The organism is Rossellomorea sp. ABR4_012 (assembly GCF_056159545.1).
Map to the genome: position 1 here is coordinate 296,823 of NZ_JBSWVK010000005.1, position 23,889 is coordinate 320,711.

At 43.1% G+C, this 23,889-nt stretch carries 20 protein-coding genes; 11 read left to right on the forward strand and 9 right to left on the reverse strand.

The window, feature by feature from the left end:
* The first annotated feature begins 83 nt into the window (after positions 1–83).
* The 3 genes from ACXAFV_RS19635 (at position 84) to ACXAFV_RS19645 (ending at position 3,470) form a co-directional block, all read left to right on the forward strand.
* On the forward strand, positions 84–1,463 hold the full coding sequence (locus tag ACXAFV_RS19635; protein WP_475128938.1) for an MATE family efflux transporter: 1,380 nt from the start codon (positions 84–86) through the stop codon (positions 1,461–1,463).
* A 204-nt stretch (positions 1,464–1,667) separates the two neighbouring features.
* A complete protein-coding gene (locus ACXAFV_RS19640) occupies positions 1,668–2,009 on the forward strand; it encodes a P-II family nitrogen regulator (protein WP_475128940.1) in 342 nt (113 codons plus the stop codon).
* Positions 2,010–2,087: 78 nt separating this feature from the next.
* Positions 2,088–3,470: an ammonium transporter gene (locus ACXAFV_RS19645; RefSeq protein WP_475128942.1), complete on the forward strand. Its 1,383-nt coding sequence runs from the start codon at positions 2,088–2,090 to the stop codon at positions 3,468–3,470.
* 196 nt (positions 3,471–3,666) lie between these two features.
* Here the strand turns inward: ACXAFV_RS19645 and asnB are convergent, their stop codons facing one another.
* Positions 3,667–5,523 (reverse strand): asparagine synthase (glutamine-hydrolyzing), encoded by a 1,857-nt coding sequence (gene asnB, locus ACXAFV_RS19650; RefSeq protein WP_475128996.1) that lies wholly within the window; start codon positions 5,521–5,523, stop codon positions 3,667–3,669.
* A gap of 148 nt (positions 5,524–5,671) precedes the next feature.
* On the opposite strand from asnB, the gene ACXAFV_RS19655 reads away from it, so the two are divergent.
* Entirely contained in the window at positions 5,672–6,235 is a 564-nt protein-coding gene (locus ACXAFV_RS19655; RefSeq protein WP_475128943.1) for a DUF2777 family protein, read from the forward strand.
* 88 nt (positions 6,236–6,323) lie between these two features.
* On the opposite strand, the gene ACXAFV_RS19660 is transcribed toward ACXAFV_RS19655, so the two are convergent.
* From ACXAFV_RS19660 to ACXAFV_RS19675, 4 genes are all read right to left on the reverse strand, one after another.
* Positions 6,324–9,236 (reverse strand): bifunctional diguanylate cyclase/phosphodiesterase, encoded by a 2,913-nt coding sequence (locus ACXAFV_RS19660; RefSeq protein ID WP_475128944.1) that lies wholly within the window; start codon positions 9,234–9,236, stop codon positions 6,324–6,326.
* 192 nt (positions 9,237–9,428) lie between these two features.
* Entirely contained in the window at positions 9,429–9,788 is a 360-nt protein-coding gene (locus ACXAFV_RS19665; RefSeq protein ID WP_475128946.1) for a YisL family protein, read from the reverse strand.
* 77 nt (positions 9,789–9,865) lie between these two features.
* Positions 9,866–10,759: a fumarylacetoacetate hydrolase family protein gene (locus tag ACXAFV_RS19670; protein WP_475128948.1), complete on the reverse strand. Its 894-nt coding sequence runs from the start codon at positions 10,757–10,759 to the stop codon at positions 9,866–9,868.
* 41 nt (positions 10,760–10,800) lie between these two features.
* Positions 10,801–11,988: a DUF418 domain-containing protein gene (locus ACXAFV_RS19675; RefSeq protein ID WP_475128950.1), complete on the reverse strand. Its 1,188-nt coding sequence runs from the start codon at positions 11,986–11,988 to the stop codon at positions 10,801–10,803.
* Between the two features lie 128 nt (positions 11,989–12,116).
* Here ACXAFV_RS19675 and ACXAFV_RS19680 point away from each other — a divergent pair, with 128 nt between their 5' ends.
* From ACXAFV_RS19680 to ACXAFV_RS19705, 6 genes are all read left to right on the forward strand, one after another.
* A complete protein-coding gene (locus ACXAFV_RS19680) occupies positions 12,117–12,338 on the forward strand; it encodes a spore germination protein (protein ID WP_475128951.1) in 222 nt (73 codons plus the stop codon).
* A gap of 12 nt (positions 12,339–12,350) precedes the next feature.
* A complete protein-coding gene (locus ACXAFV_RS19685) occupies positions 12,351–12,575 on the forward strand; it encodes a spore germination protein GerPB (protein WP_475128953.1) in 225 nt (74 codons plus the stop codon).
* 33 nt (positions 12,576–12,608) lie between these two features.
* The gene (gene gerPC, locus ACXAFV_RS19690; protein ID WP_475128955.1) at positions 12,609–13,232 is read left to right on the forward strand and encodes a spore germination protein GerPC; all 624 of its coding nucleotides are present in this window, start codon (positions 12,609–12,611) and stop codon (positions 13,230–13,232) included.
* Positions 13,213–13,392: a spore gernimation protein GerPD gene (locus ACXAFV_RS19695; RefSeq protein ID WP_475128956.1), complete on the forward strand. Its 180-nt coding sequence runs from the start codon at positions 13,213–13,215 to the stop codon at positions 13,390–13,392. Before gerPC ends, ACXAFV_RS19695 begins: the two co-directional genes overlap by 20 nt.
* A gap of 2 nt (positions 13,393–13,394) precedes the next feature.
* Positions 13,395–13,895: a spore germination protein GerPE gene (locus ACXAFV_RS19700; RefSeq protein ID WP_475128957.1), complete on the forward strand. Its 501-nt coding sequence runs from the start codon at positions 13,395–13,397 to the stop codon at positions 13,893–13,895.
* 63 nt (positions 13,896–13,958) lie between these two features.
* The gene (locus ACXAFV_RS19705; RefSeq protein WP_032089211.1) at positions 13,959–14,177 is read left to right on the forward strand and encodes a spore germination protein; all 219 of its coding nucleotides are present in this window, start codon (positions 13,959–13,961) and stop codon (positions 14,175–14,177) included.
* Between the two features lie 102 nt (positions 14,178–14,279).
* Here the strand turns inward: ACXAFV_RS19705 and ACXAFV_RS19710 are convergent, their stop codons facing one another.
* From ACXAFV_RS19710 to addB, 3 genes are all read right to left on the reverse strand, one after another.
* Entirely contained in the window at positions 14,280–14,585 is a 306-nt protein-coding gene (locus tag ACXAFV_RS19710; protein ID WP_475128958.1) for an HNH endonuclease, read from the reverse strand.
* A 106-nt stretch (positions 14,586–14,691) separates the two neighbouring features.
* Positions 14,692–18,462, reverse strand: a complete 3,771-nt coding sequence (gene addA, locus ACXAFV_RS19715) for a helicase-exonuclease AddAB subunit AddA (protein ID WP_475128960.1) — start codon at positions 18,460–18,462, stop codon at positions 14,692–14,694.
* Positions 18,455–21,943 (reverse strand): helicase-exonuclease AddAB subunit AddB, encoded by a 3,489-nt coding sequence (gene addB / locus ACXAFV_RS19720; RefSeq protein ID WP_475128963.1) that lies wholly within the window; start codon positions 21,941–21,943, stop codon positions 18,455–18,457. Before addB ends, addA begins: the two co-directional genes overlap by 8 nt.
* 190 nt (positions 21,944–22,133) lie before the next feature.
* On the opposite strand from addB, the gene ACXAFV_RS19725 reads away from it, so the two are divergent.
* A complete protein-coding gene (locus ACXAFV_RS19725) occupies positions 22,134–23,291 on the forward strand; it encodes an MFS transporter (RefSeq protein ID WP_475128965.1) in 1,158 nt (385 codons plus the stop codon).
* Between the two features lie 43 nt (positions 23,292–23,334).
* Here ACXAFV_RS19725 and ACXAFV_RS19730 read toward each other — a convergent pair whose 3' ends face one another.
* Entirely contained in the window at positions 23,335–23,883 is a 549-nt protein-coding gene (locus ACXAFV_RS19730; RefSeq protein WP_475128967.1) for a GNAT family N-acetyltransferase, read from the reverse strand.
* Between the last annotated feature and the right edge of the window lie 6 nt (positions 23,884–23,889).

The window sequence follows — 23,889 nt, forward strand, 5'->3', positions numbered from 1 at the left end:
GCAAATAGCGGGACTAACTTAGCATGATGAGTTAGTCCCCTTCTCTCTTTTATTTCGAACTTTTCATAACAAGGAGTAACGATATGACCAAAAATACAACGAAAAAGATGACCTTGTTTGCCCTCACATGGCCTATCTTCATCGAAATCTTTCTTCATATGCTCATGGGGAATGCCGATACACTGATGCTCAGCCAATACTCGGATGATTCCGTGGCTGCAGTAGGAGTATCCAATCAAATCCTGTCACTCATCATTGTGATGTTCGGCTTTGTCGCTACCGGTACAGCGATACTTGTGGCACAGCATATAGGAGCCAAGGAGGAAACACTTGCGGGAGAGATTTCACTCGTTTCACTTGCCGTGAACCTTCTATTCGGCCTTTTGCTCAGTTTTTCGTTGATCCTTTTCACTAAACCGATACTCTCTTCCATGGATCTGCCTGATTCCTTGATGAATGAAGCGTCATCCTATTTAAAAATCGTAGGTGGGTTCGCATTTATACAGGCGCTTATTATGACTGCAGGTTCAATTATGAGGAGTTACGGCTACACGAAAGATGCCATGTACATCACGATCGGAATGAATATCATTAACGTGATCGGCAATTACTTGTTTATTTTCGGACCTTTCGGCATTCCTGTTTTAGGGGTTGAAGGTGTGGCCATTTCAACAATCACTTCCAGGCTGCTTGGACTTATTGTCGGAATCATCGTGATCATGAAAAGAATACCTTCTGCTTTACCGATTAAGAGGCTGTTTACTCTTCCTATTTCCCATATTAAGAATTTACTGCGCATCGGGATACCATCAGCAGGGGAACACTTATCTTATAATGGTTCGCAAATGGTCATTACGTACTTCATCGCAAGCATGGGCACCCATGCGCTAACAACAAAAGTGTATGCACAGAACTTAATGATGTTCATCTTTTTGTTCAGTGTAGCCATCAGTCAGGGAACACAAATATTGATCGGCCACCTGGTAGGTGCAAAAGAATACGAAAATGCGTACGACCGGTGCTTAAAAAGTTTGAAAATCGCCATTATTATTTCACTTGCCATGGCGGGGATCTTTTCACTATTCGCAGATCCTCTTTTACGTATTTTCACCGATAACGAACAAATCATTACACTCGGAAAAATATTAATCTATTTAACCATCATCCTTGAACCCGGCAGAAGCTTCAACCTTGTCGTCATCAATTCATTAAGGGCGACAGGCGATGTCCGCTTCCCCGTCTACATGGGCATCCTCTCGATGTGGGGTGTCAGTGTCACATTGTCCTATATACTCGGTATCTGGTTCGGTCTCGGACTTATCGGCATTTGGATATCCTTCATTGCAGATGAATGGCTGAGAGGATTGATCATGCTTAAGCGCTGGCGCTCCAGAGTATGGATGAAAAAAGGTTTTGTCAGCCATAAAGAAGGCATAAAAGAATCAAGCATACAAGAATCGTAAGCGAGCTATTCACTCTGAATGGCTCGTTTTTTTATCATTTACCTGTTTCACAAAAATTAATGTAAGGTTTTTTAACATTAAAACGCTTACACTCAAAATTAGCACTTGATATTTTATTATTTTCTGAATATGATAAATAATATAACAAATTGATGTTATAAAAACTAACATCAAAAACCAAACAGTCTTTAAGGAGGAAAATCCATGAAAAAAGTGGAAGCAATCGTTCGGGCAGAGGCTTTTATTTCATTACGTGAAGCGCTAACTCATCGAGGATTTAGTGGATTAACGGTATCTGAAGCAGCCGGATGTGGAAAGCAAAAAGGAAAACAAGGGATCTTTCGCGGAAATAAGTTTGAAATCAATCTGGTTCCGCGCGTAAAAGTAGAAATGGTTGTTGACGATGATCAGGTTGAAGGAATTATTGATTTGATAGTGGAACAGTGCAGTACCGAAACCGTCGGGGACGGAAAGATTTTCATCTATCCAGTTGAAGAGGTTATCCGAATCCGCACAGGAGAACGCGGAAAACAAGCCGTTTTATAAATTACTCTCTAAATCACAACGTACAAAAAGCTACAATCGTTTTTAAACACCTATTATTTATTAATCGGAGGGATATCATTGATTAAAAAAATTTCTGTATTGCTGCTTCTGTCACTTGGTATTAGTACTTCCGCTCTGGCCGCTGCCCCATCAGCAGAAACCGTTCAAGCTTCTGTGGACTCTATGTGGGTCATGATTGCCGCCTTTCTAGTATTCTTCATGCACGCCGGATTTGCAATGGTCGAAACGGGATTCACCCGTGCAAAAAACGCGCTAAATATCTTGATGAAAAACTTCCTCACCGTTTCAATTGCATCTGTACTCTTTTTTATCATTGGTTTTGGATTGATGTTTGGCAGCAGTGCCGGTGGAGTCGTCGGAATTGACAGCTTCTTTCTGGCAGGCCGTGAAGATATCGGCTTTTTCCTATTCCAATCCGTATTTGCGGCTACCTGTGCCACGATCATCTCTGGAGCTGTTGCCGAGCGCATGAAGCTGAAGAGTTATATTTTATTGACGATTGTCATGACAGGCGCTATTTACCCTGTTGTCGGCCACTGGGTCTGGGGCGGAGGATGGATCTCGGAGATGGGGTTTGTTGACTTTGCCGGATCTACAGTCGTTCATTTAACAGGAGCTGTCGGGGCACTTATCACGGTATTGTTCTTAGGTGCCCGCATTGGAAAATATTCCAAAGGCAAAGCAAATGTCATTCCAGGTCACAATATCCCCTTAGGAGCTCTAGGTGTCTTCATCCTATGGTTTGGCTGGTTCGGATTTAACGGAGGCAGCAGCTTGGCAGCAGACCCTGAACTGGTACCTCACGTCATCACAACAACATTATTTTCAGCATCCGCAGCCATCCTCTCTTCAGCCTTATATACGTTAATCAGATTCAAAAGGGTGGATCCTTCCTTAACCTTGAATGGAGCATTGGGAGGATTAGTAGGGATCACAGCGGGGTGTGCGAACGTATCATTGGCAGGTTCTCTCATCATCGGGCTCATTGCCGGCGTCATACTGGTGGAGGCTGTTACAATACTTGATTCGAAATTCAAGATTGATGACCCTGTAGGTGCCATTGCAGTTCATGGCATATGCGGAATCTGGGGTACTGCAGCTGTCGGGTTATTCGATATCCAAAACGGATTACTTTACGGTGGCGGTGCTTCGTTACTCGCGGCACAATCGCTGGGGATTGCCGCTGTAATCACGTGGACATCAGTCACAGTGGGCGGATTCCTGTTCATCGTCACCAGATTCTCCAGCATACGGGTATCAAGAGAAGAAGAATTATCAGGACTTGATTTCACAGAACACGGGTCGAATGCATATGAACTTAAAGATACGGTGCTCGAATCAAATGCAACTCCTTCCCCGTTTGGAACTGAGCTTGTGGAACGTCTAAACTCGATCGATACCGGTAAGATGAGCAAGGTGGATCAGCGGAATACGGTTTGATCCATCACCAAACTATGACCCGTCCGTTAATGCGGATGGGTCTTTTTCGTATAAGAAGTTCGCTGTATCCTTTAGGATTGAAAAGAATCGTTTTGTCCACATCGCTATCTCCCCTATTTCTCACATCACAAAAGCCCGAAACGGTGGAATCCCGTTTCGGGCTTCGTTCAAAATAACAGAATACAAAACTCACTTTCTACTCCACTATTTGTATACCATAATCTTCAAACCACACATGAATCTGCCCAAGATGAGCCAGAAGCTGTGGACCTGTCATCAATTGTCCGTACCACGGGACCTGGAATGCCGCTCCACCCGTTTTGACGATTTCCTTTAACTTTTGTTCGTTAAACAATTCGTACAGTACACTGGATTTATTTTCTAAAATTTCATTCAACCAGTCACTCACCAATTTTGTATAGACAGGGTGATGTGTTTTCGGATATGGGCTCTTCTTTCGGTAAAGGACTTCATTAGGCAAAATCCCTTCCAATGCTTTCCTGAGGATGCCCTTTTCCCTATTTTGATGCATTTTCATTTCCCATGGGATATTCCATACGTACTCTACCAATCTGTGATCGGCGAATGGAACCCTGACTTCAAGGCTCGCCCCCATACTCATCCGGTCTTTACGGTCCAATAGCGTCGTCATGAACCAGATTAAATTCAAGTAGAATAATTGCCTTCTCTTCGTTTCCACTTCATTTTCGCCGTCCAATAATGGCGTTTCAGCCACCGTTTTATCATATTGATAAAGTACATACTCCTGAAGGTTCAACTTTTTGTTCCAGTCATCCTTTAACAGCCCCTGCCTTTCGGCAACCGACCGCATCCACGGGAAGCCTCTGCGGTTAAAGTCATCCTCACGATGGAACCACGGATAGCCCCCGAATATCTCATCTGCACACTCACCTGAAAGTCCTACGGTAAAATCTTTTTTGATTTCCTTACAGAACCATAACAGTGATGAGTCGACGTCTGCCATTCCTGGCAGGTCCCTTACATGAACCGCTTCAATCAGATAGTTTTTCAGTACCTCCTGGCTGATGACACAGCGATGGTGAATGGTATTGAATTCATTGGACATTTTTTCAATCCACGGGGCATCGGAATTTGGCTGGAAATCACTCTTGGTAAAATACTGATCATTTTCTTCGTAATCGATTGAGTAGGTATGAAGATTCCCCTTTCCTTCGTCGCGGTAAGTATTGGCGGCGATCGCAGTAATTGCGCTGGAGTCCACTCCACCTGATAGGAATGTACAGAGGGGAACGTCTGAAACAAGCTGACGTTTGATGGCATCGGATAACAGGAATCGCACATTGGCGACGGTTTCCACAAACGACTCTTTATGCTGCTCACTCTTCACATTCCAGTATCTCCATATTTTCAACCCATCTTTCGAGAAAGTCAGTGCATGGGCAGGCCGCAGTTCCTTCATATCCTTGAATACCCCTTCACCCGGTGTCCTGGAAGGTCCAAGGCCCAATACTTCCGCCAATCCCTGATGTGTCACTTGAGCTTTACTATCAGGATGAGCAAGCAAAGCCTTGATTTCAGATCCAAACACGAGGCCCCCATCTTTTTCAAAATAAAATAAAGGTTTGACACCCATACGGTCCCTTCCGATGAACACTTGCTCCTTTTGACTATCCCAAACGGCAAAGGCAAAAATTCCATTTAAATGATTAACACATTCTTCACGCCATTCAATATAGGATGTCAATAGAACTTCCGTATCTGAATGCCCTTTGAATGTGTACCCTTTCCCTTTTAACACGGCACGTAAATCTTCAGTATTATATAACTCGCCATTATAACAGATCGTATACGTCTGCTCCTGATGAGTGATGCTCATCGGCTGTCTTCCACCTTCTGGATCCACTACAATCAGACGTTTATGACCAAATACCGCATGTTGATCAACCCATGTATTCGTTTCATCCGGACCCCTTTTAGACAGAGTCCCTGCCATTTTCTCCACTAATTTTTCCTGGTTTGAAAGATTTCGTTTATAATGTATCCAACCTGTAATTCCGCACATTGTGATCATCCTCACTTTCTGGTCAATCAAACTGGGCTCTCTGACACATAGATTATCTTATGCTATTCAAGATAAATGGTTAATTGCCTCACTCATTCTTTACATGAATGAAATATGATAATTATGATAAGAAATGTAGTTAAGGAGGGATATTCATTTGAGTAACATTTACCGATCAAACATCCTAAAATCCCAAAAGAGAGCATTTTCAGAAGGAACCGTCCTTTTTGATGAAGACTTATGGCTTTTTTTTGAAATAGATGCAGAAGAAGAATCAGAACTGGAATTTTATATCAATCACGAAATCAGGCTTTTCAGGGAAGATACGTGGATCACAGGTGTACTTCTGGAAAACGGGGTTATCGCCACTCCATATGAACGAATAAGAATGCATGATGGAGACAGGATCCAAATAAAGAAGAACATTCTCTTTTCATTGGAAAACCTGATCGATGACATTTCCGATGATGCATTCCTTCAATTCATATCTACCTTAAACAATTTAAACTATTCGATATATGATTGTATATTCTGTCACAATCATCTTGTTTTCCTGGGCGGCCAGAAAATGAAGCAGGGCGTAAATTTTATCAATTTTGATAATGGCGAGGAAGTATGTGCAGTCCAGCATCACTTTACTTATTACAAAAAGAAGCGGGACCGCTTTGAGTTTACACTCAGTACGGGAAAACGGATTGTAATTGAAAATTTCAACCTTTGACCTGAGGAAAACAGAGGTTAAATAAAAAAACGTGCTTCACCGTCCGTCATCGGCAAAGCACGTTATTTTATTTATCTATATAACTCTGTCATTGACCTTGTGCAACTAAATTATACTTCACTAAAAAATCATCCATTCTGCATGAATCCATCGGTTTTTCAATGAGGAAACCTTGTGCATAATCACACCCTAATTGTTTGAGCAGATTCAGCTGCTCCGATGTTTCGACTCCCTCAGCCACCACTTTCAAGTTCAAACCCTGCCCCATCATTGATACGGATTGGACAATTGCGATATCTGGGGAATGATCGTTCATATTGCGCACAAATGACCTGTCTATTTTCAAGATATCGATCGGTAAAAGTTTTAGGTAGCTTAGCGATGAATAACCGGTTCCAAAGTCATCAATCGCTAGTCTTACTCCTAAATCCGAGAGCGCCTTCATGACCTGAACCGAATAGGATGCATCGTGAAGCATGATGGTTTCTGTCAGTTCCAGACAGAGATACTCCGGAGGCAGCCCCGAAATCCTCAACGCTTCTTTCACATCACTCAGAAATGAGGGGTGCTGGAATTGAATGGCTGATACATTTACGGAAACATAGAAATCACCAAGCTGTTTATCCATCCAGGTTTTCAGCTGTTCACATGCCCCTATCAACACCCATTTCCCCACTTCCTGAATCAATCCGGTTTCTTCCGCCAACGGGATGAACTCCGCAGGAGAAATAAGTCCCATTTCATCATGCTGCCATCTGAGGAGTGCTTCACACCCGACCAGCGTCTCCTTTGGAACATCAATGATCGGCTGATAAGCGATGTATAATTCATTCTTTGCAATGGCTTTACGCAATTGAGCTTCCATTTCCACTTTTCGAAGAGTTTCCTTATTCATATCCCTTGAGAAATAGACCGTATTGTTCCCCCCTCTGGATTTTGCGTAATTTAATGCGGCATCCGCATTACGCAGCACTTCGGAGGATTTTTCACCATCCCTCGGATAAATTCCGACCCCGATACTTACCGTCATGTAGAATTCCTTCCCCTCATATGAAAACGGTTCTCTGATCACTTTTAAAATAGCGTCAGTCAATGAGGAGATGCTTTCTTCATTCACATTTTTTGATAAAAGAACAGTGAATTTATCCCCGCTAAACCTCCCAAGGTATGCGCCCTTGGGAAGAGTTTCGCCAAGACGCTGGGCAAGTTCCTTAATGATGAGATCGCCTGCTCTGTGCCCCAACGTATCATTGATGATTTTAAAGCGGTCGATATCCATGAAAAGCACGGCTAACTCACGTTTTTTCTTTTTTGCCCGATGAATATGTTCATCGATAATATCTCTGAACTTTTGTTTGTTCGGTAAATCGGTGTCTCCATCATAATACGCCAGTTGAGTGATTTTCTTTTCTGACTGCCTTTGCTGGGTGACATCTTTACCTATTCCGAATATGCCGACACACTGACTATTTACCGTAATCGGAATATTTTTTATTTGGAAATAGTTGATTTTTCCGTCCTTAGTGGCAATGGGAAGATCATAATACTGTACCCTGCCGTCCATTGCACGATAGAAGTGTCTCCTTACTCTTTGCTGATCCTGCTGCATGATATAATTCAATGCGTTTTTACCGATGAGCTCTTCTTCATTGTAACCGAATGTTTTCATAAAAGAAGGGTTCAGTGATGTGAAACGGCCCTTCAAGTCGGTGCTATAAACAAAATCGGTATTGTTGTCAAAAAGCGACCGGTAATACTCTTCAGAGATCTCAATATTTTGGGTGAGTTCTTTGATATCAGTGGAAGCGGTATTGATCAAGTTTGTTAATGACATCATCGCATTCGCTTCAGGAGCCAGCTGAAAATCCGTCTTAAAATCTCTTAAAGGCTCCCTGACCCCTTCTGATATCCCTAAGTAGGTCAAGGAATGAGCCAGGAGTTTGGGTTTCTTGTTCGAATCATAACCAAATTCACCATAGGAGAAAAAGCCGTTGACCCTTGCAATGGCATTCAATTTGGAAAGCTCCTGATTGGTAAAATCACGTATATACCGTTTTCTTGCGACACAATTATAGACAAAATGAGACTCCACCGGCCGGCGCTTGAGCTTGCTCAATTGCTTGGTAGTGGATTGCAGCAAATCCTGGACATTCACAAACCCAAAGCTCACCATGTCCCCCTCGTTCAGCTCCCTGCTTACTTCAATCGCACCGTGCGCCAAAATGTTAATGACATAGACGGCTGTTTTTTCCTTTCCATTTTGAATTAGAAATGGAAATTCAATGGAAGAGTCAGGAAGTTCTTTGACGAAAGCTTTTCCTAAATACCTTTCTAGCAGTTGAAGAGGCTTTTTATGATTGATTTCATAAATAATGTTCCCGTCCGCTTTCGTGATTTCAAATGAAGGGCCGACCTCCTGCCAATGTTCAAGTGCATAGGTATGAACGTGTAAATCAAAATTATTCAAAGATACGGCTGCCAATCCGTCTCGGGTGATTCTGTCGTTGATGAATACAAATGAAGGCCTCGCTTCCGGATCATCTGCACATACTCCCCCAACGATTTTGAATTCATCATTGCGCTGGGTCACCCCATCAAGGATATCCGATATATTCAATTTAAGGTGACTGACAAAAAGCATCACAGCTTTTGTATCAAACCGGATCAGTTCATTATGTAATTGTTCGCCATCACTGCGATTGAGATCTGTTCCATCAAGTAGAAAAGCATTTACTTCTGTCTTTTCAAAAGCTGTAAATGAAAGAACGATGTCAGAAGTAAGCCGCCCCTCAAATATTTGACTATTCGAACTGCAGCCGATAAGTGTTGCCTGGGGTAATAATTCACTTACTTCATTTTGAAGCGAAGTTATAGACTTAATGGATGAATGACCGACGAAGGCTTGAATGAGGAGAGAAGGAAATAAATCTAAATCATTCTCTTTTATAAATTGCTTAAAGGAATTTTCGTCTTTGTATATGCACTGAAAGGACGTAATCATATTCCACACCTACTCTAAAAAGACATGATACTACAAAAATACCACAATTCGACAGTTTTGGATATTTATTTTTTATACTTTGATATTGCCGCTATTGATTTCCGTGGAAGACTTCGCTTTCCGCGGGTAGCCCGCAAAACTTTATGACAGCAAAAAAGAGCCTGCTATAAGCAGACCCTTTTTTAAGCAGTATTAAAATCCAAGCGGCAGTTGAAATCCTAGGATGAGTACGATGATAAGGGCAATGATCAATTGAATCCAGAATATTTTCGTGCTTTTGCCTTTGTTCATGCGTACGAGGATCATTTCAAACATACCGATCACCCAGATCCCGACCAATGCCTTTATTCCATACAGGGCAGGATTGATGCCTTGGTGTTTCCAGAATATTAATGCCCCTGTCAGGATAATAAGCAGATAAAACAGGCGAAGAATCATCTGGACTACTTTCATACCTTTCGCTTTGCCGGCATTATGTAATCTTACGGCTACAAAGAAAAGGATAAGCGCTATTACCCATGTAGTAATATGGGCATGTGTGTTATCAAACATAGTGAACCTCCCACAGCAAGAATGTTTACGCTCATAATATATTACCACATACGAATCAGCAACAGAAATGTAACCTCTCACTGTAACTGATTTGTCAAAATTCCGATACCCTCGACTTCAATATCGATTTTGTCCCCTGCCTTCAAGAAGCGGGGCGGATTAAATCCCTTTCCAACGCCGGCCGGAGTACCCGTCGCAATGATATCCCCCGGTTCAAGGGTCATCCCTTTCGATAGAATGGAGATGATCTCAGGAATCCTGAATATCATCAGCCCCGTGCTCGAAGACTGGCGGACCTCCCCATTGACACTTGTTCTGATCGTAAGTTGATGAGGTTCCTCGATATCGTCTTTTGTCACGATATATGGACCGATCGGGCAAGTGGAATCCAAGCTTTTACCAATAAAGAATTGACCATGTTTTTTCTGCAGATCCCTTGCAGTAAGATCATTTACAATCGTGTAACCAAAGACATGATTCATCGCATCATCAGGTTCGATGGCTTTACCTTTTTTGCCGATAACCACCGCAAGTTCCCCTTCGTAATCCAGCTCATCCGTTACATCATCATGCACAGAAACCATTTGTTTATGTCCAATTACGGTGTTGGTCGCTTTGGTGAAAATCATGATATTTTCTGGGATATCTTTTTCACTCCCCATCTCAATGGCATGATCACGGTAGTTCTTACCAACACACATGACATTCCTTTTTATAGCCGGAATAGGCGGAAGCCAGTCTATTTCGTCCAAAGTGTACATATGATCTCCGAAAGCACCATCACGCCGGGCGAGCCTTAGAAGCTCTTTTGCTTTCTGAAGAAACTCTTCTCCGCTTTCAATGCCTTCCTGCACACTCTGCGGAAATGCTGCACCACAGACCTTCGATAAACTTAAAAGGTCATAAACGTTTTCTCCATCCACTACACCGTATGTTTCTTTTCCATCCACTTTAAAGCTAGTCAGTTTCATCCGCCTTCCATCCCCTTTACTCCAGCAATTAGCTTAATGCATTATGATTCTCCCTTTTTCATCATAGAATTTCTCCCATAACTAAGGAGACGCCACAGCTTCTCCACAGGACCATACTTGTATTTAGATAGCCAGATTTCAGAAAGAAGCATCTGGATGACGAAGATGCCAATGGCTAGATATGTTCCTGTGGTCAATGTCACTTCCCCATAAAGGCCTGCTCCGTATGAATAAAATATCAATGTCCCTATTATGGATTGCAAAAGATAATTGGTTAACGACATCCTTCCTGCAGACGCAAGGGGCTTGGTCCACTTTTTCATTTTTTTATTCTCTAATAATAAAGCCAGGATTACTGCATAAGATACTGATAAGAAAGGACCTCCCAAATAATCCTGTATGTAAGAATAAGCCGCATTCGTTTCTATCAATATAGGAAGCAGCTTGATACCTATACTAGTGATCAGCAGCCCTGTGCCAAGCAGCAGCCAGCTTCTTTTAAATGCACCGGCTTTTTCAAGCAGTTTCAATTTCCCGGCTCCTGCACCGATCATCATGACAGGCAGAATGGAAAGGATCAGGAATAGAAGATTGCCTGGTGAATTCACCGTATACCAATCACTGAAACGCTGCTGCATAATGTCAGTGAAGCTGCCGGAAGCGTACGCTGCAACAGAATCCTGGACTGCAGCGATATTCGTATAATGAGCAATACCTGCAGGATCTGAATATGTCATTAACACTAATAAAATACTATAAAACAATTGCGGCAGAAGAAGCAGCAAGCTCCCCAGCATCAATAAACTCTTCCCTGACATTCTTATAAATAATAACAGAAGTAGACCGAATACTGCATAATTCATCAGTATATCTCCTGACCAAATCAAGAAAGCATGTACAGAGCCGATACAAAGCAATATCAACAATCTTCTTATTCCAAAGGTATAAAAAGGAATTCCCTTCTTGTCAGCCCGCTCTTGTTGAATCGAGAGCCCATAACCGAACATCATCGCAAACAGCGGATAAAAGCTTGCTTGTACCAAAACATCGATCCATGGATAAAGCGCTGTATCACTCGGTGTTTTCCACCAGGAATATGGATCCATATAAAGAAATGGCGAATGAAAAGAAATCATATTTATGATGAATATTCCTAAGAGTGATATTCCCCTTATAACATCCAAGCTTTCGATCCGTTCTGATTGTTCAATCGGTAATAATGTATTCATTCACTTTTCCTCCAGCATTTAATACTCTTTCATTGTACATGACAACTGCGATTTAGGCGATTATCACTCATTTCATCCTTTCACATAGAATAACAATAATTAACTTAGTCTTAAAGGTGTGAGTTATAATGCCCGCAATCGTAGGAATAGCTCAAGTTGTCAGCGTCGGTTCCAGCGGCGTCTTTCATATTGGAGATGTGTTCACAATCAATCCGATCTCAACAGCAAAAACCTTTGCTGGTGCAGGCTCTTTCATAACAGGTAAAGGGATTTCCGTCTATAACGAAAGTTCACTTACCTACACAGTGGATGATGATGTCATGGACCAAGGTATAAACTTTAATTTATGAGGGTGATGCCAAATGAATTATTACCTTCAACAAACCATTCAAATCCGATCAATTAAAATCGGGGGAATGACGAATTCTTCCGTTCTTCAGATTGGTACATGCGGACAAATCAACAGCAACAGCTACCTTTATAATACCGGGGGCTTTACAGAGCCCGCCCCGGAAGCTAAGAAAAATGGCTTGGAAGAAATTCCTGCTCCATCGACAGTGCCTTTAGTCCCTTTACAGACACCCTGATAAAACACGCGGCGAAAGAAAGAGGTGTAAAATATGAATCAGTACTATTTAACCCCGCAGCAACTCTACCAGTATATCGAATCTCTGAATTCGAAAATTGTCGCGCTGGAACAAAAAGTGAATAACCTTTCCCAGGAGCTGGCCGCAGTAAAAGATACACCGAAAATAAATGTAGAAAAAATTGAATATAAATTCGATCAATTAAAGGTCGAATCGCTGGACGGCACCTTGAATATCGGTTTGAATCCCGGCGGTCTCAATGAAGAGATTGAGGACTTCGCCGCTGGTCCGGGCGGTAAGAAAAAGGCGGTAAAGGATATAACTCCTTACCGCAAAAAGATTACAGAAGAAGTGACCGCATACATCAAAAATGAACTGCCTGTATTGATATCGGATAACGAGGTTCAGCTTCAGCGGTCGATTGACGCCTCTTATCACGAAATGATCCAGCAGGATCTGCTTAATCAAATGCCACAGCGAATTGATTTTTACGTAAATAACATTCCGTTTGTGGAAGGAAAGCACTCGGATGAAGAGTGGACCGGAAAAATCATTTCTAAAATAAAACAGGATATACAAACGGCACTCTTTTCATTCATGTCACAAATGCCCGATAATATGGAAGGAATGAAAAAGGATGAACCTACAAGTGATTAATCGTGAGTTATCCGTGGGCAATATCGAAATTGCAGGGGTCGCCAGTTCCTCTCTGGTGCTTGTCGGTGATGCTGACGTCATACAGCTTGCCTCGGCTTTCGACACCCCTCCCGAAGCACTGTTAATCGGTCCATTTGTTCCACTGACGCCAAAGGGTTAAACATGTTTAAGAGATATTCAATCGTAAATGAACTTACAGGAATCACGCTCTCCTTTTCATCCGTCTACCAGCTTGGTGATTCACAAAATATTTTCTCAACATCCAAAGCCTATGCGGTGCAGCGCGAGAAAGAATTTTTCCTGACCAGTGAAGGGAGCTTTGACTCAAGAGTTTTCCAGGCTCCCATTGAACTTCCCCCGGTAAACCCTGGTGTGCATGTTAATCGAATGAACCTTGCTCCAATCAAAGTGAATTGCATGGAGGTCCGGGCTACTTCCTTCTCGTCGATCATCCATATCGGTAACACTTGTAACGTGTATATGGATGCAAGGGTGAAAAATATTCGCCAACTGGAAAGTGACGCTGAATATAGCGAAGAGCAGCTGGAAAAATTGGAAGAGGCAGAATTGACAGAGCCACAGGAGTTGAATGATGAAGAATTAATCGAATTTGTGGAGTACCGTAAGCCTCCAGACAATGACTCGAAAAATAAATCAATTTAAGTGAACGATATCTTCTATCTCACATAGGTTAAAAGTGTAGACTACAAAAGAAGGATGTTTTATATGCCTGCGATTATTGGTCCGGTTTCCATTCTTAGTGTCGGCGGCGGAAATGTTCAATTTGGAGATACTGCCATCATCTCCCCGAAGTCCGCCTCAAAAACGTTTGGCGGTTCAGGTGGGTTCAATACAGGTCCATTCCAATTGAGTTACAATGTCTTCAGTATCACAAACACATTTGACTGTAATGTTGTAGATCAGCCGATAACGGGAAATAATTAAAAAGCAAAAAGTCAAACTTAGGGGCTTTTTGCTTTTTGTTTTGTCTGTTTTTAATGTCTTTGCTGCTGTTTAACGCTTTAGATGAAGCACTTCTTTTATAGGTCAGTGCCTCCTTTTTTTTCGTTCGTTGCTCTTTTTTGTTTTGACTAATTTTGAGGACGGTTGTTTGCGGATCCATTTAATGAATTTGCTTATCTTTTCATCTTTCCTTAAGTCTTCAATGGTATTGAGACTCGCACCCAGTTCTTCATTTCTGTATAGAGAATGAATCTGTTTATGACATGGAATACACAGTTCAGCAGTCGGCATGAAGGAACCGCCGACTTCTTTTGGAGTCAGATGATGGACCGTTGTGACAACCTGCTGCCGAGCACAAAGTTCACACGTTCCCATTGCATTATTCTTCATTTTTTATCAGTTCCCTGTTTTATTTTTTATTCTATCATTCCCTCTTATACCTCAATTAAAAAGCCGCTTCTAAGATAATTACATCCTGAAGCGGCTCGTTTGTTTCTTATAATTCCAGCAAATTGCCTCCGTCAAAGAAATAGAGGTATTTTTCAGATACTGTTTCCTTCCATATTGATTCCAGGGCTCTTGCATAAAGTTCAATTTGGACTTTATAGCGATTTTCGAGGATTTCTTTCGCCTCATCAAACCCATTTTTATACCGGTCATGTATGCCATCTGTTTTATAATCTAAAAGCACCAGGCCTTTATCATCCCTGAATACACAATCGATGACCCCTTGAACAAGAATCGTTTCTTCAACCGACTCGTCACCTGTATCAGATATTTCTCTTAAAGGAACACTCATGCTGAATGGAATTTCCCTTTGTATGTTGGTTGTATTTACCATTCGTTCACCTAGTTCACTTTCAAAGAAACGAAGGATATTCAGCACTGAAATGGACTTTTTTTGTTCCTCTGTCAAAATCTCTTTTCTGACCAGGTCTTCCAAGAGGGCAGAGACTGTCTGTTCATCAGGCTTGCCTTCTGCAAAAGAAATATGCTGCATGACGGTATGCATCGCTGTCCCCTTCTCAGCCGGGGACAGTTCTTTCGTCTGCATAAATGCAGGCCGGTTATATACAGGCTTCTGCTGGCGTCTTAGCAATTCTACACTTGAAGATTCATCCCTTATTTCATACATTCTCTTCAATTCTGACACCGATTGCTTTGAACGCAGGCTGGCAGCCTTCATATTTGGATACTTCCATAAAAGACGTTCAAACACTTCTTTTTTATAGGGTGACTCAGAGTTGACCTCTTCTCCGTCTTTCACATAGTTTCTCCAATCATCCGCATTATCATCGGCAGTATCTTCTTCCTCGATCAATTCGGACTTATGGATCTTCGTTACATTCCAGCAGGAAGGATGACGATAAATTTCATCGTTTCGTCCGATTCCTCCAAGTTCACCTTCATGCAGCTCTTCACAGTGGGGATGACGGATGAGGGAAGGACCGATCCAATCAAGGTAGGAAACAGCTCCTGCACGGTCAAAATCAGGCAGCAGCCATTCATTCTCATTCATCGTCCCTTTCCATTTTTTCACTGATTTCTCGAAGCTCTTCACAGTACCGACTAGAAAAAGCTTCTCTTTAGCACGTGTAAGCGCAACGTATAATACTCTCATTTCTTCCGAGATGGCTTCCATCCGCTTCTTTCGTTTGAACGCAAGCTGCGGAAGGGAAGGGTAGCTTATCCTCTTGTCCGGATCCGTGTACTTGCTTGCAAGCCCCAAGTCTTTATCCAATAAATATGAAGCGTTCAAGTCCATCAAATTGAACTGTTTTGACGTGCCGGCTACAAACACAACCGGAAATTCCAAACCTTTACTTGAATGGATCGTCATTAAACGGACAACATCCTCCTGTTCACTCAGCGCCCTTGCTACACCTAAGTCATCTCCCCGTTCTCTCATGCGGTCAATGAACCTGAGGAAACGGAATAATCCCCTGAAGGTAGTCGATTCATATTGGCGGGCCCTGTCATAAAGTGCGCGGAGATTTGCCTGCCGCTGCTTGCCCCCTGCCATTCCGCCTACGTAGTCATAGAACCGTGTATCACGGTATAGCTGCCAGATAAGTTCTGTGACTGACCCTTGCCGCGCACTCGTTCTCCAGCGATCAAGCTGATACAGAAAGAGTTTTACCTTTTCAAAGGCTTCTTCCTCGTTTGGACTTGAAGGCTTCTGTTCAGCAAACTTCTTCAACGCTTCATAATAGTTGCCTGCCTTAGAATGAATACGGATACTTGCTAACCCCTCTTCATCCAGACCTGCAATAGGGGACCTCAGGACCGAGGCTAGCGGGATATCCTGATACGGGTTGTCGATTACTTTAAGCAGAGACAACATAATGGAGATTTCCGTTGCATCGAAATAGCCTGTAGATAAGTTCGCATATATCGGGATACCATGGCGTTTGAACTCTTCCATGATTTCTGCTGCCCATGGCATGGAGCGAAGAAGAATGACAATGTCCTTGTATTGAATCGGCCGCTCTGTTTTTGTTTTCGGATCAAAAACAGTGGTCCTTTCTTCAATCATCGCTTTTACTTTCTGTGCCATATATCTTGCTTCGAGAACAGACTTCTCAATATCTTCTTCATCAAAAACGGAAAGTGATTCATCTTCCGACCGGGAGGGATCTTTTTCAACTGCTTCCTGATCTATAAGGCCTACCTCGATCGGATATTCCTTATCTTCAGGATAAGGTGCACCCTTCACCAATTCCGCTTCTTTGTTATACTCCATTTCTCCGACTGATGTGCCCATGATTTGTTTGAATAGAAAATTTGTACCCTCCAGCACCTCTTTACGGCTTCGGAAGTTTTGGGACAAGTCAATCTTCAAACCCGCTTCCCCTGGTTCAGGAAGAAAGCGGTTATACTTTGTTAAGAATAAATTAGGTTCCGCCAAACGGAAACGGTAGATGGACTGTTTTACATCCCCAACCATAAACCGATTGCCTGTCCCCTCCTCTTCACCTGTAATAAGGAGTAGAATCGATTCCTGCACCATATTCGTATCCTGGTACTCGTCCACCAGCACCTCTTTGAATTTATGTTTGTATTGCAGAGCGGCTTCGGAAGGAATAAGCTCATCATCTTCAGCAGGTTCCCTGAGAATATCAAGACAGAAGTGCTCCAGGTCGGCAAAATCAACCAGACCCTTTTCTTCCTTGACAGATTTGAAACGGCGCCCAAATTCAATGACGAGCTCTGAGAGAGTATGAATGGCATCTCTCATATTTGTCATATCCGCCAAGAATGATTCCGGCTTTCTCAAAAAGAATTCTTCCTTTAGCTTCTCAAGCATCTTCTTTCCCTGGTCCCTGAATTTTTTGGCCTCATCTGCAAGTTCTTTATCGAACTCGTCGCCCCGGCACGGCTTCAATTTGGTGAAATGAAGGCTCTGCATTTTTTCGTACAAGTCATTCCATGATAACTTTTCAGCCTGAAGCAGCCCATCGGCAACCGAAAGATCGTCCATGAAGTTTTCCGCTCTTGGTGAAGGCCCCCCGGGAATCTTCGTCAAATCAAGCGCCTTCTGGAACAGGGTTCTCGCACCTTGCAGCTGCAGTTTAATATCGACCTTTAGAGGTTCCATAAACGGAAGGGCATCAATCTCTGATTCCTCACTTACGTCATACATCCCCGCTAACTCCCTTAGCCATTTTTCAGGGTTCGGGTGTGAACGGGAGAAATCATACAGTTTGCGTATCATCTCTTGAAGGGCACCGTCACTGCGGTCGTTTGTATAGGTGTCGACAAGCCTGAAGAACGCAGTGTTATCTTCTTTTCCGTACTCGTCTTCAAATAATTCATCAAGCACTTCGTCTCGGATCAGATCCCCCTCTGTTTCATCTGCGATTCTGAATCCGGGGTCGATATCGATAAGATAGTAATATTTCCGAATCACTTCGAGACAGAAAGAGTGCAATGTCGATATCGAGGCACGGTTCAGTAAGCTCAGCTGTTTCCTAAGATGTGTTGAATGAGGATCTTCATCGATCGCTTTTTCAATCGCCTGGCCAATACGGTGCCTCATTTCAGCAGCAGATGCATTTGTGAAAGTAACAACCAGGAGTTCATCGACATCCAGCCTGTCTGCCTCTGAAAGGATACGCTGAATGATTCGCTCGACAAGCACTGCCGTTTTCCCGGATCCGGCAGCTGCTGCAACAAGGATATCCCGGCCTTTTGCCCAGATTGCTTTCCACTGATCATCCGTCCATGTGACATCTTCAGGTTTTGCGGGAACGGTATTATTACTCATTTTCATTAACCTCCTCTCTTACTTTTGCGAGCAGATCATCTGCTTTCGCCGCCCGCAGGACTCTGTAATCATTTTCTTCGAGCGACTGATCGAATTGACATACAGGACGGTAGGAACAGAATTGGCAGGGAGTCCTGTCTTTCAGTTTATAAGGTGTGATATCAACGGCACCCGAAACAATTTGATTACCGGCATTTTCATAAAGCCTTCTGACATGTTTACGCATAAAATAGAAATCTTCCTGCGAAGCTGCCTTGGACCTTGATGAAAGTGTACCGTCTTTTTTAATCCCCGCAGAAATGATATCCGAACTCCCGGTATCAAGTGTCCGGTCCATCAAGCGGATGATGTCAGCGTCCCCGAGGACGAGTCCCTTCATCTTGAAGCTCTTGAATATTTCATTTTCAATTTGATCCAGCGTCAATATCTTTTTACTGTTGATCATCGGGTTATGTACATGGAAATACAATACCCCTGCAGGCTGTGCCTCTTTTCCTACGAATTGCTTCGAGTGGGATAAGACGATATCCAAATAGGTCAGCATTTGAAGGGCAAGTCCATAATAAACCTCTGTCACATCAAGGTCCCTTGCGCTGGATTTATAATCGACAATGCGCAGATATACCCCATTTTCATCTTCAGCCTTGTCTACCCTGTCTATCCGTCCTTGAAGTTCCATCTTTGCGCCGTTACGCAATTGAAATTGGAAAGGCGGCAGTTCTGCATTTGGTCCGAAACCGAGCTCCACCCCTACTGGTACAAATCCACTTGCTTTCGCATGCTCACTCAGAATGAGACTTGCACGGCCAATGATATGTTCAAGCTTCTTTGCTAAATAATGAAGACGGTTAGAGCTGAGGAGGATCTGATGCTGCAGCTTCGGAGCCAGCATCGCCACCGCATCCTTGGCCAATTGCAGGCATTGGGCCTTTGTCAGCGCGGCCCATGTCAGACCATGCTTCTCCACTTCATCCGATATCCATTTCAGTGCAGAGTGGAACATCTCCCCTATATCAGGGGCCTCAAGCTTGAAGAACTCTCTTTCCCTAAGCTTCAAGCCGTGACTGGCGAAGTGAGAGAACGGACAGCTATTGAACAATTCCATCCTGGAAACACTCGCAAGTATATTCTCACCATAAAGATCCCTGCTTGTCTCTTCTGTCAGCCTTCCCGCTTTATTTTCATAGAAAAGACTTGATAAGATATGCTGAGCCTGCCATTTCCATTGGGGTGACGATGCATAGAAGTTATAAACATCCCACCAGAAGTCATAAATCGGATACTCCCGTTTCTTCAGCTGCAGCTGGGATGTCAAGTGAGAGATCGTGACATTCGGATGGCATACATAATGCAGCTGCTCTTCTTCTGGCAGTTCAGAAGGTTCATTGATCAACAGTTTTGTATCCGCCTCCGGGTACATCTCCTTCAGCCTTTTTATATAAGATGATGGAAGCAGTGCTTTTCCTTCTTCATTTGCAATCGGATAGCTGATATACAATTTTTCACTTGGCGTTGTAAATGCTTTATAAGCTACGAATTCTTCATCCAGAAGCTTTGTCCGGTTTGTCGGTGCAATCTTAAAGCCTTTTTGAAGCATTGCCTCCCTGTCTTCGTCTGAGAGAACGCCCTCTTCACTCATTTTTGCCGGAAGGACTCCGTCATTGACTCCGATCATAAAGGCTGCCTTGATATCTGCCAATCTTGACTTCTCAAGATCAGCAATGATCACTTGATCGATTGCAGGCGGGACGAGCGAAAACTTCATCGATTCCATACCTGCATCCAGAATCGACGTGAATTTCTTGATGGTCGTTTCCTCATCCCCGAGCATTTCCACATACTGATCCAATAATTCAATGACCGCACTCCATGCTTGATCATGCTCCCTGGCAGCCACCAGGTCGCCACGCTCTTCAGCTTGTATTCTTAATCGTTCAAGCTTAGCCGGAATATCCAATTCCTCTAGATAAAGATAAAGCGTTTCACAAAACTCTCTACCTGTACTCTGCTTCTTCAGTCGTTTACCGAGACGGACGATCGGCGCGGAAATGAAAAGGCGAAGCTCATTGATTTCATGCTCAAGCTCCCTTTCCCTGTCGGTTTGGGGAGAATCCACGTGTTCAAGCCCTCTGAAACGGCGGTACTTCCAGCGCTCTTTGCCCGTCCAGCGTTCTCCCTGGATACCGTATGCCAGCACATAATTCTCCAAACGATCCATCTGCTCCCGCAGTTCGGCAGGATCCTTTTGGTAGGGAAATAGCAGATCCGTCTTTACAGCCCTGAAGACAGGTTCATATCTCCAATTGGAATTCATGATTTCAAGTGTAGAACGAATTAGTTCAATCAGTGGATGATTCAACATCGTTCTCTTCTGGTCAAGGAAAAAAGGAATCTCGAAATCTTGGAATATCGTTTCTATTTTATCCCTGTAATCCTGACTATTGCGTACCAGTACAGCGATATCTTTATACCTGTAACCTTCAATGCGGGCAAGTTTTCTGATCTCTCTCGCAATCCCCTCTATTTCGGCCCGGCGATTGGACGCTTCCAAAAATTGAATGGAATCCCGTGCATCCACTCCGGTATAAGTAACAGCAGGACGGTCCTCGAAATATTTCTCGATGTGCTGCATAGTTCCGCTTCTAAACCGGATCGGTTTGACATACACTTCCTCTTCAACCGGCTGATGCGCTCTTTGGCATATATCTTGAAGCGTATCATACGTTTCATTTGTCATCCTGAACAAACTCAGCTCATTAAATGATCCAAACTGCTGATCGGAATCAGCTGTCAGAGCAATCGTGACGTTTCTGGTATGCTGAATCAGCTGTTCAATAATGAGGTATTCCTGAGGTGTGAAGCTGTGAAAACCATCAATATAAATGTCGGCATCTTTAAGAAGCTCAGAGTTTTTCACATTGTCAGCCAGAAGCTGAAAATAATCCTCGGAGTCAATATATTTTCCCAGCAGTTTCTCTTCGAATTTCTCATAAATAAGTTCAAGATCATGAAGTTTATCTTTTAATGCCTTTGACTGTGCCTCTTCCTGCTTGAATTCTTCCAGCTCCTGAGGCTTTATACAATACCGCTTGAATTCTGTCAGCATGGCTTCTACATGATCAATGAAGCCCGGCTTTTCTGAAGCCTTTGAAAAGATATGCAAGTCATCTTTATTTTCTTCAATGATTTTTCTAATCATCATATTCAAACCAACGCTGGATAGATGATAACGGCTCATTCCCCCTGTTTCCTGGAGGATTTTCCAAGCCAGTCTCGTAAAACTGAAAACTTGGGCCCGTATCATCCCATTCAATCCGGGAGTATTCACCAATTCGTACTCCGATATAAAAGACATCTGGTCAGGTACCAGATAAATGATCGGGTCTCCATTCGGCTGATCAAGCAGCTTCTCTTTTATTTCAGACAGCATTCCGTAGCTCTTTCCCGTACCGGCCCGTCCCAGCAAAAATCTGACAGCCATACTCTCACTCCTTTGTTATCCAGCTCTTTTTAGCTTTATGTACTTTTATGTTAACCAATAGGCTTTATGTTTTTTTGTATAGGTCCATTATAAACTATAATCTCTCTGAACAAATCCATCCTGCTTCATTCTTGCTTGAAAATATTTGGGAACTCCCGCATACAGTAAAGAAGGCAGGTGATTTTAGACAATGCAAATATCCTATAAAGTGATTTCGGTTTTACTGGTCAGCATGGGGATAATGGTCGCATGCAACATCTATACATTCATACCGATTTATGGGGATATTGCCGCTTCAATAGGTATTCCTTCAGAATCAGTCGTGATTGCCGGCAGTTCATTTACGTTTTTCTATGCATGGGGATTATTGACATTCGCCAATATTGCAGACCGGTTCGGAAAGAAAGAGATATTGATTCTGGGCATGCTTGCTTCTTCCATCTCAACCGCTCTGGTCATGATTTCTTTCAATCCTTGGAGTTTATTCATCACTAGAGGACTGCAGGGGTTTTGTTTGGGGAGCTTTGCACCTGTGGCTTTCTCCTATACGTATGACCTGTTTGAAGGTAAAAAAAGGACACTTCTCCTGGCCATGATCAATTCCGGGTTTCTGTTTGCGGGAATCCTGGGGCAGTTACTCAGCGCAGGGATCACACGCATCAGTCATTGGACTGCCGTCTTTTTATTTTTTTCCATCACTTATTTCATCCTTTTCCTCGCAGGAAAGAAAAAGCTGCCAGGGACCGCAGTTTCTGCAGACAGAGTTGATATGCGGGCAGCCTCCATCCTTTTCAGGTTATTGCTCAATAAACAACTGCTGATGCTTTACATCATCGTATTTACACTTCTTTCTTCATTTGTCGTCTACTATGACAGTATGACGAGATTCCTCTCCGGAGAAGACTCACTCCTCTTACAAACAAGACTTGTAGGCTTGCTTGGCGTTTGTCTTTCTCTCTTTACCGGCAGACTGCTCGAAAAACTCGGTGTCTATAAGACATTATTTATCGGATTTGCCCTTGCCGTGTTGTCCTTCGGCATTGCATTTGTTTACCTTACTGTATCTGCCCCGATTTTTTTAATGATGTCTTCGATTCTATTTGTCTCTTCCATTTCCCTTTTAATCCCTACCGTCATCACTATGATAGGGGATATCAGCAGCGGGGACAGAAGTCAGGCCCTTAGTCTCTACTCGTTCATTTTACTGGGAGGGACCAGCCTGGCCCCTCTCATCGCAATGAAGGTGAGCTATGCTCAGGCACTGTTTTTGCTAGTCGGTTGCTTTATGGTGAATATAGTAATCGGGATCATGTTGACTTTCAAAAGAAAACTCGAATTGAAGAATTGACTAAATACTGACAGATGCAGAACCATATAAAAAAAGAAGGAATTCACCCTTCTTTTCTGCTTTTATTCCATTCCTCCGCGAGCATTCCATACAAATGCATATCATGACGTTCTCCGTCTCTCTGCAGGAATTCCCGGAAGCTCCCCTCTTTTGTAAAACCAAGAGTTTCATATAAACGGATGGCACGTGCATTATAAGAAAACACCGTTAATTGGAGGCGATGTAAATTTAACTCCTCGAACGCAAAAGCCAAAACGCATTCCATCGCTTCCCTGCCATATCCCTTGCCCTGGCATTCTTCTTCCCCGATGATGATTGAGAGCCCACCTACCCGGTGCGCCCAGAGAATTCCGTCAAGCTCGGCATAGCCGATCAAGCGGCCGCTGTCTATTAAGCGGATGGCCAATCGGTATGAATTATGCTCGTTTCCATCTATCCATTTTTTCACTTCATGTTCAGATTTCGGTTTATACGGAAGAGCGTCCAGCAATCGCTGAAGCTTCTCATTCTGACTCCATTTTACAAGGAGCTTGACATCGTCTTCATGTAAGCCTGACAAATAAAGATTCCTGCCTGTAAGTAACTGTTTCATATGTTT

Coding starts and splice junctions, on each gene's coding strand:
- ACXAFV_RS19635 (WP_475128938.1), top strand. CDS start 84: ATGACCAAAAATACAACGAAAAAGATGACCTTGTTTGCCCTCACATGG.
- ACXAFV_RS19640 (WP_475128940.1), top strand. CDS start 1,668: ATGAAAAAAGTGGAAGCAATCGTTCGGGCAGAGGCTTTTATTTCATTA.
- asnB (WP_475128996.1), bottom strand. CDS start 5,523: ATGATCACAATGTGCGGAATTACAGGTTGGATACATTATAAACGAAAT.
- ACXAFV_RS19660 (WP_475128944.1), bottom strand. CDS start 9,236: ATGATTACGTCCTTTCAGTGCATATACAAAGACGAAAATTCCTTTAAG.
- ACXAFV_RS19665 (WP_475128946.1), bottom strand. CDS start 9,788: ATGTTTGATAACACACATGCCCATATTACTACATGGGTAATAGCGCTT.
- ACXAFV_RS19670 (WP_475128948.1), bottom strand. CDS start 10,759: ATGAAACTGACTAGCTTTAAAGTGGATGGAAAAGAAACATACGGTGTA.
- ACXAFV_RS19675 (WP_475128950.1), bottom strand. CDS start 11,988: ATGAATACATTATTACCGATTGAACAATCAGAACGGATCGAAAGCTTG.
- ACXAFV_RS19680 (WP_475128951.1), top strand. CDS start 12,117: ATGCCCGCAATCGTAGGAATAGCTCAAGTTGTCAGCGTCGGTTCCAGC.
- ACXAFV_RS19685 (WP_475128953.1), top strand. CDS start 12,351: ATGAATTATTACCTTCAACAAACCATTCAAATCCGATCAATTAAAATC.
- gerPC (WP_475128955.1), top strand. CDS start 12,609: ATGAATCAGTACTATTTAACCCCGCAGCAACTCTACCAGTATATCGAA.
- ACXAFV_RS19695 (WP_475128956.1), top strand. CDS start 13,213: ATGAACCTACAAGTGATTAATCGTGAGTTATCCGTGGGCAATATCGAA.
- ACXAFV_RS19700 (WP_475128957.1), top strand. CDS start 13,395: ATGTTTAAGAGATATTCAATCGTAAATGAACTTACAGGAATCACGCTC.
- ACXAFV_RS19705 (WP_032089211.1), top strand. CDS start 13,959: ATGCCTGCGATTATTGGTCCGGTTTCCATTCTTAGTGTCGGCGGCGGA.
- ACXAFV_RS19710 (WP_475128958.1), bottom strand. CDS start 14,585: ATGAAGAATAATGCAATGGGAACGTGTGAACTTTGTGCTCGGCAGCAG.
- addA (WP_475128960.1), bottom strand. CDS start 18,462: ATGAGTAATAATACCGTTCCCGCAAAACCTGAAGATGTCACATGGACG.
- addB (WP_475128963.1), bottom strand. CDS start 21,943: ATGGCTGTCAGATTTTTGCTGGGACGGGCCGGTACGGGAAAGAGCTAC.
- ACXAFV_RS19725 (WP_475128965.1), top strand. CDS start 22,134: ATGCAAATATCCTATAAAGTGATTTCGGTTTTACTGGTCAGCATGGGG.
- ACXAFV_RS19730 (WP_475128967.1), bottom strand. CDS start 23,883: ATGAAACAGTTACTTACAGGCAGGAATCTTTATTTGTCAGGCTTACAT.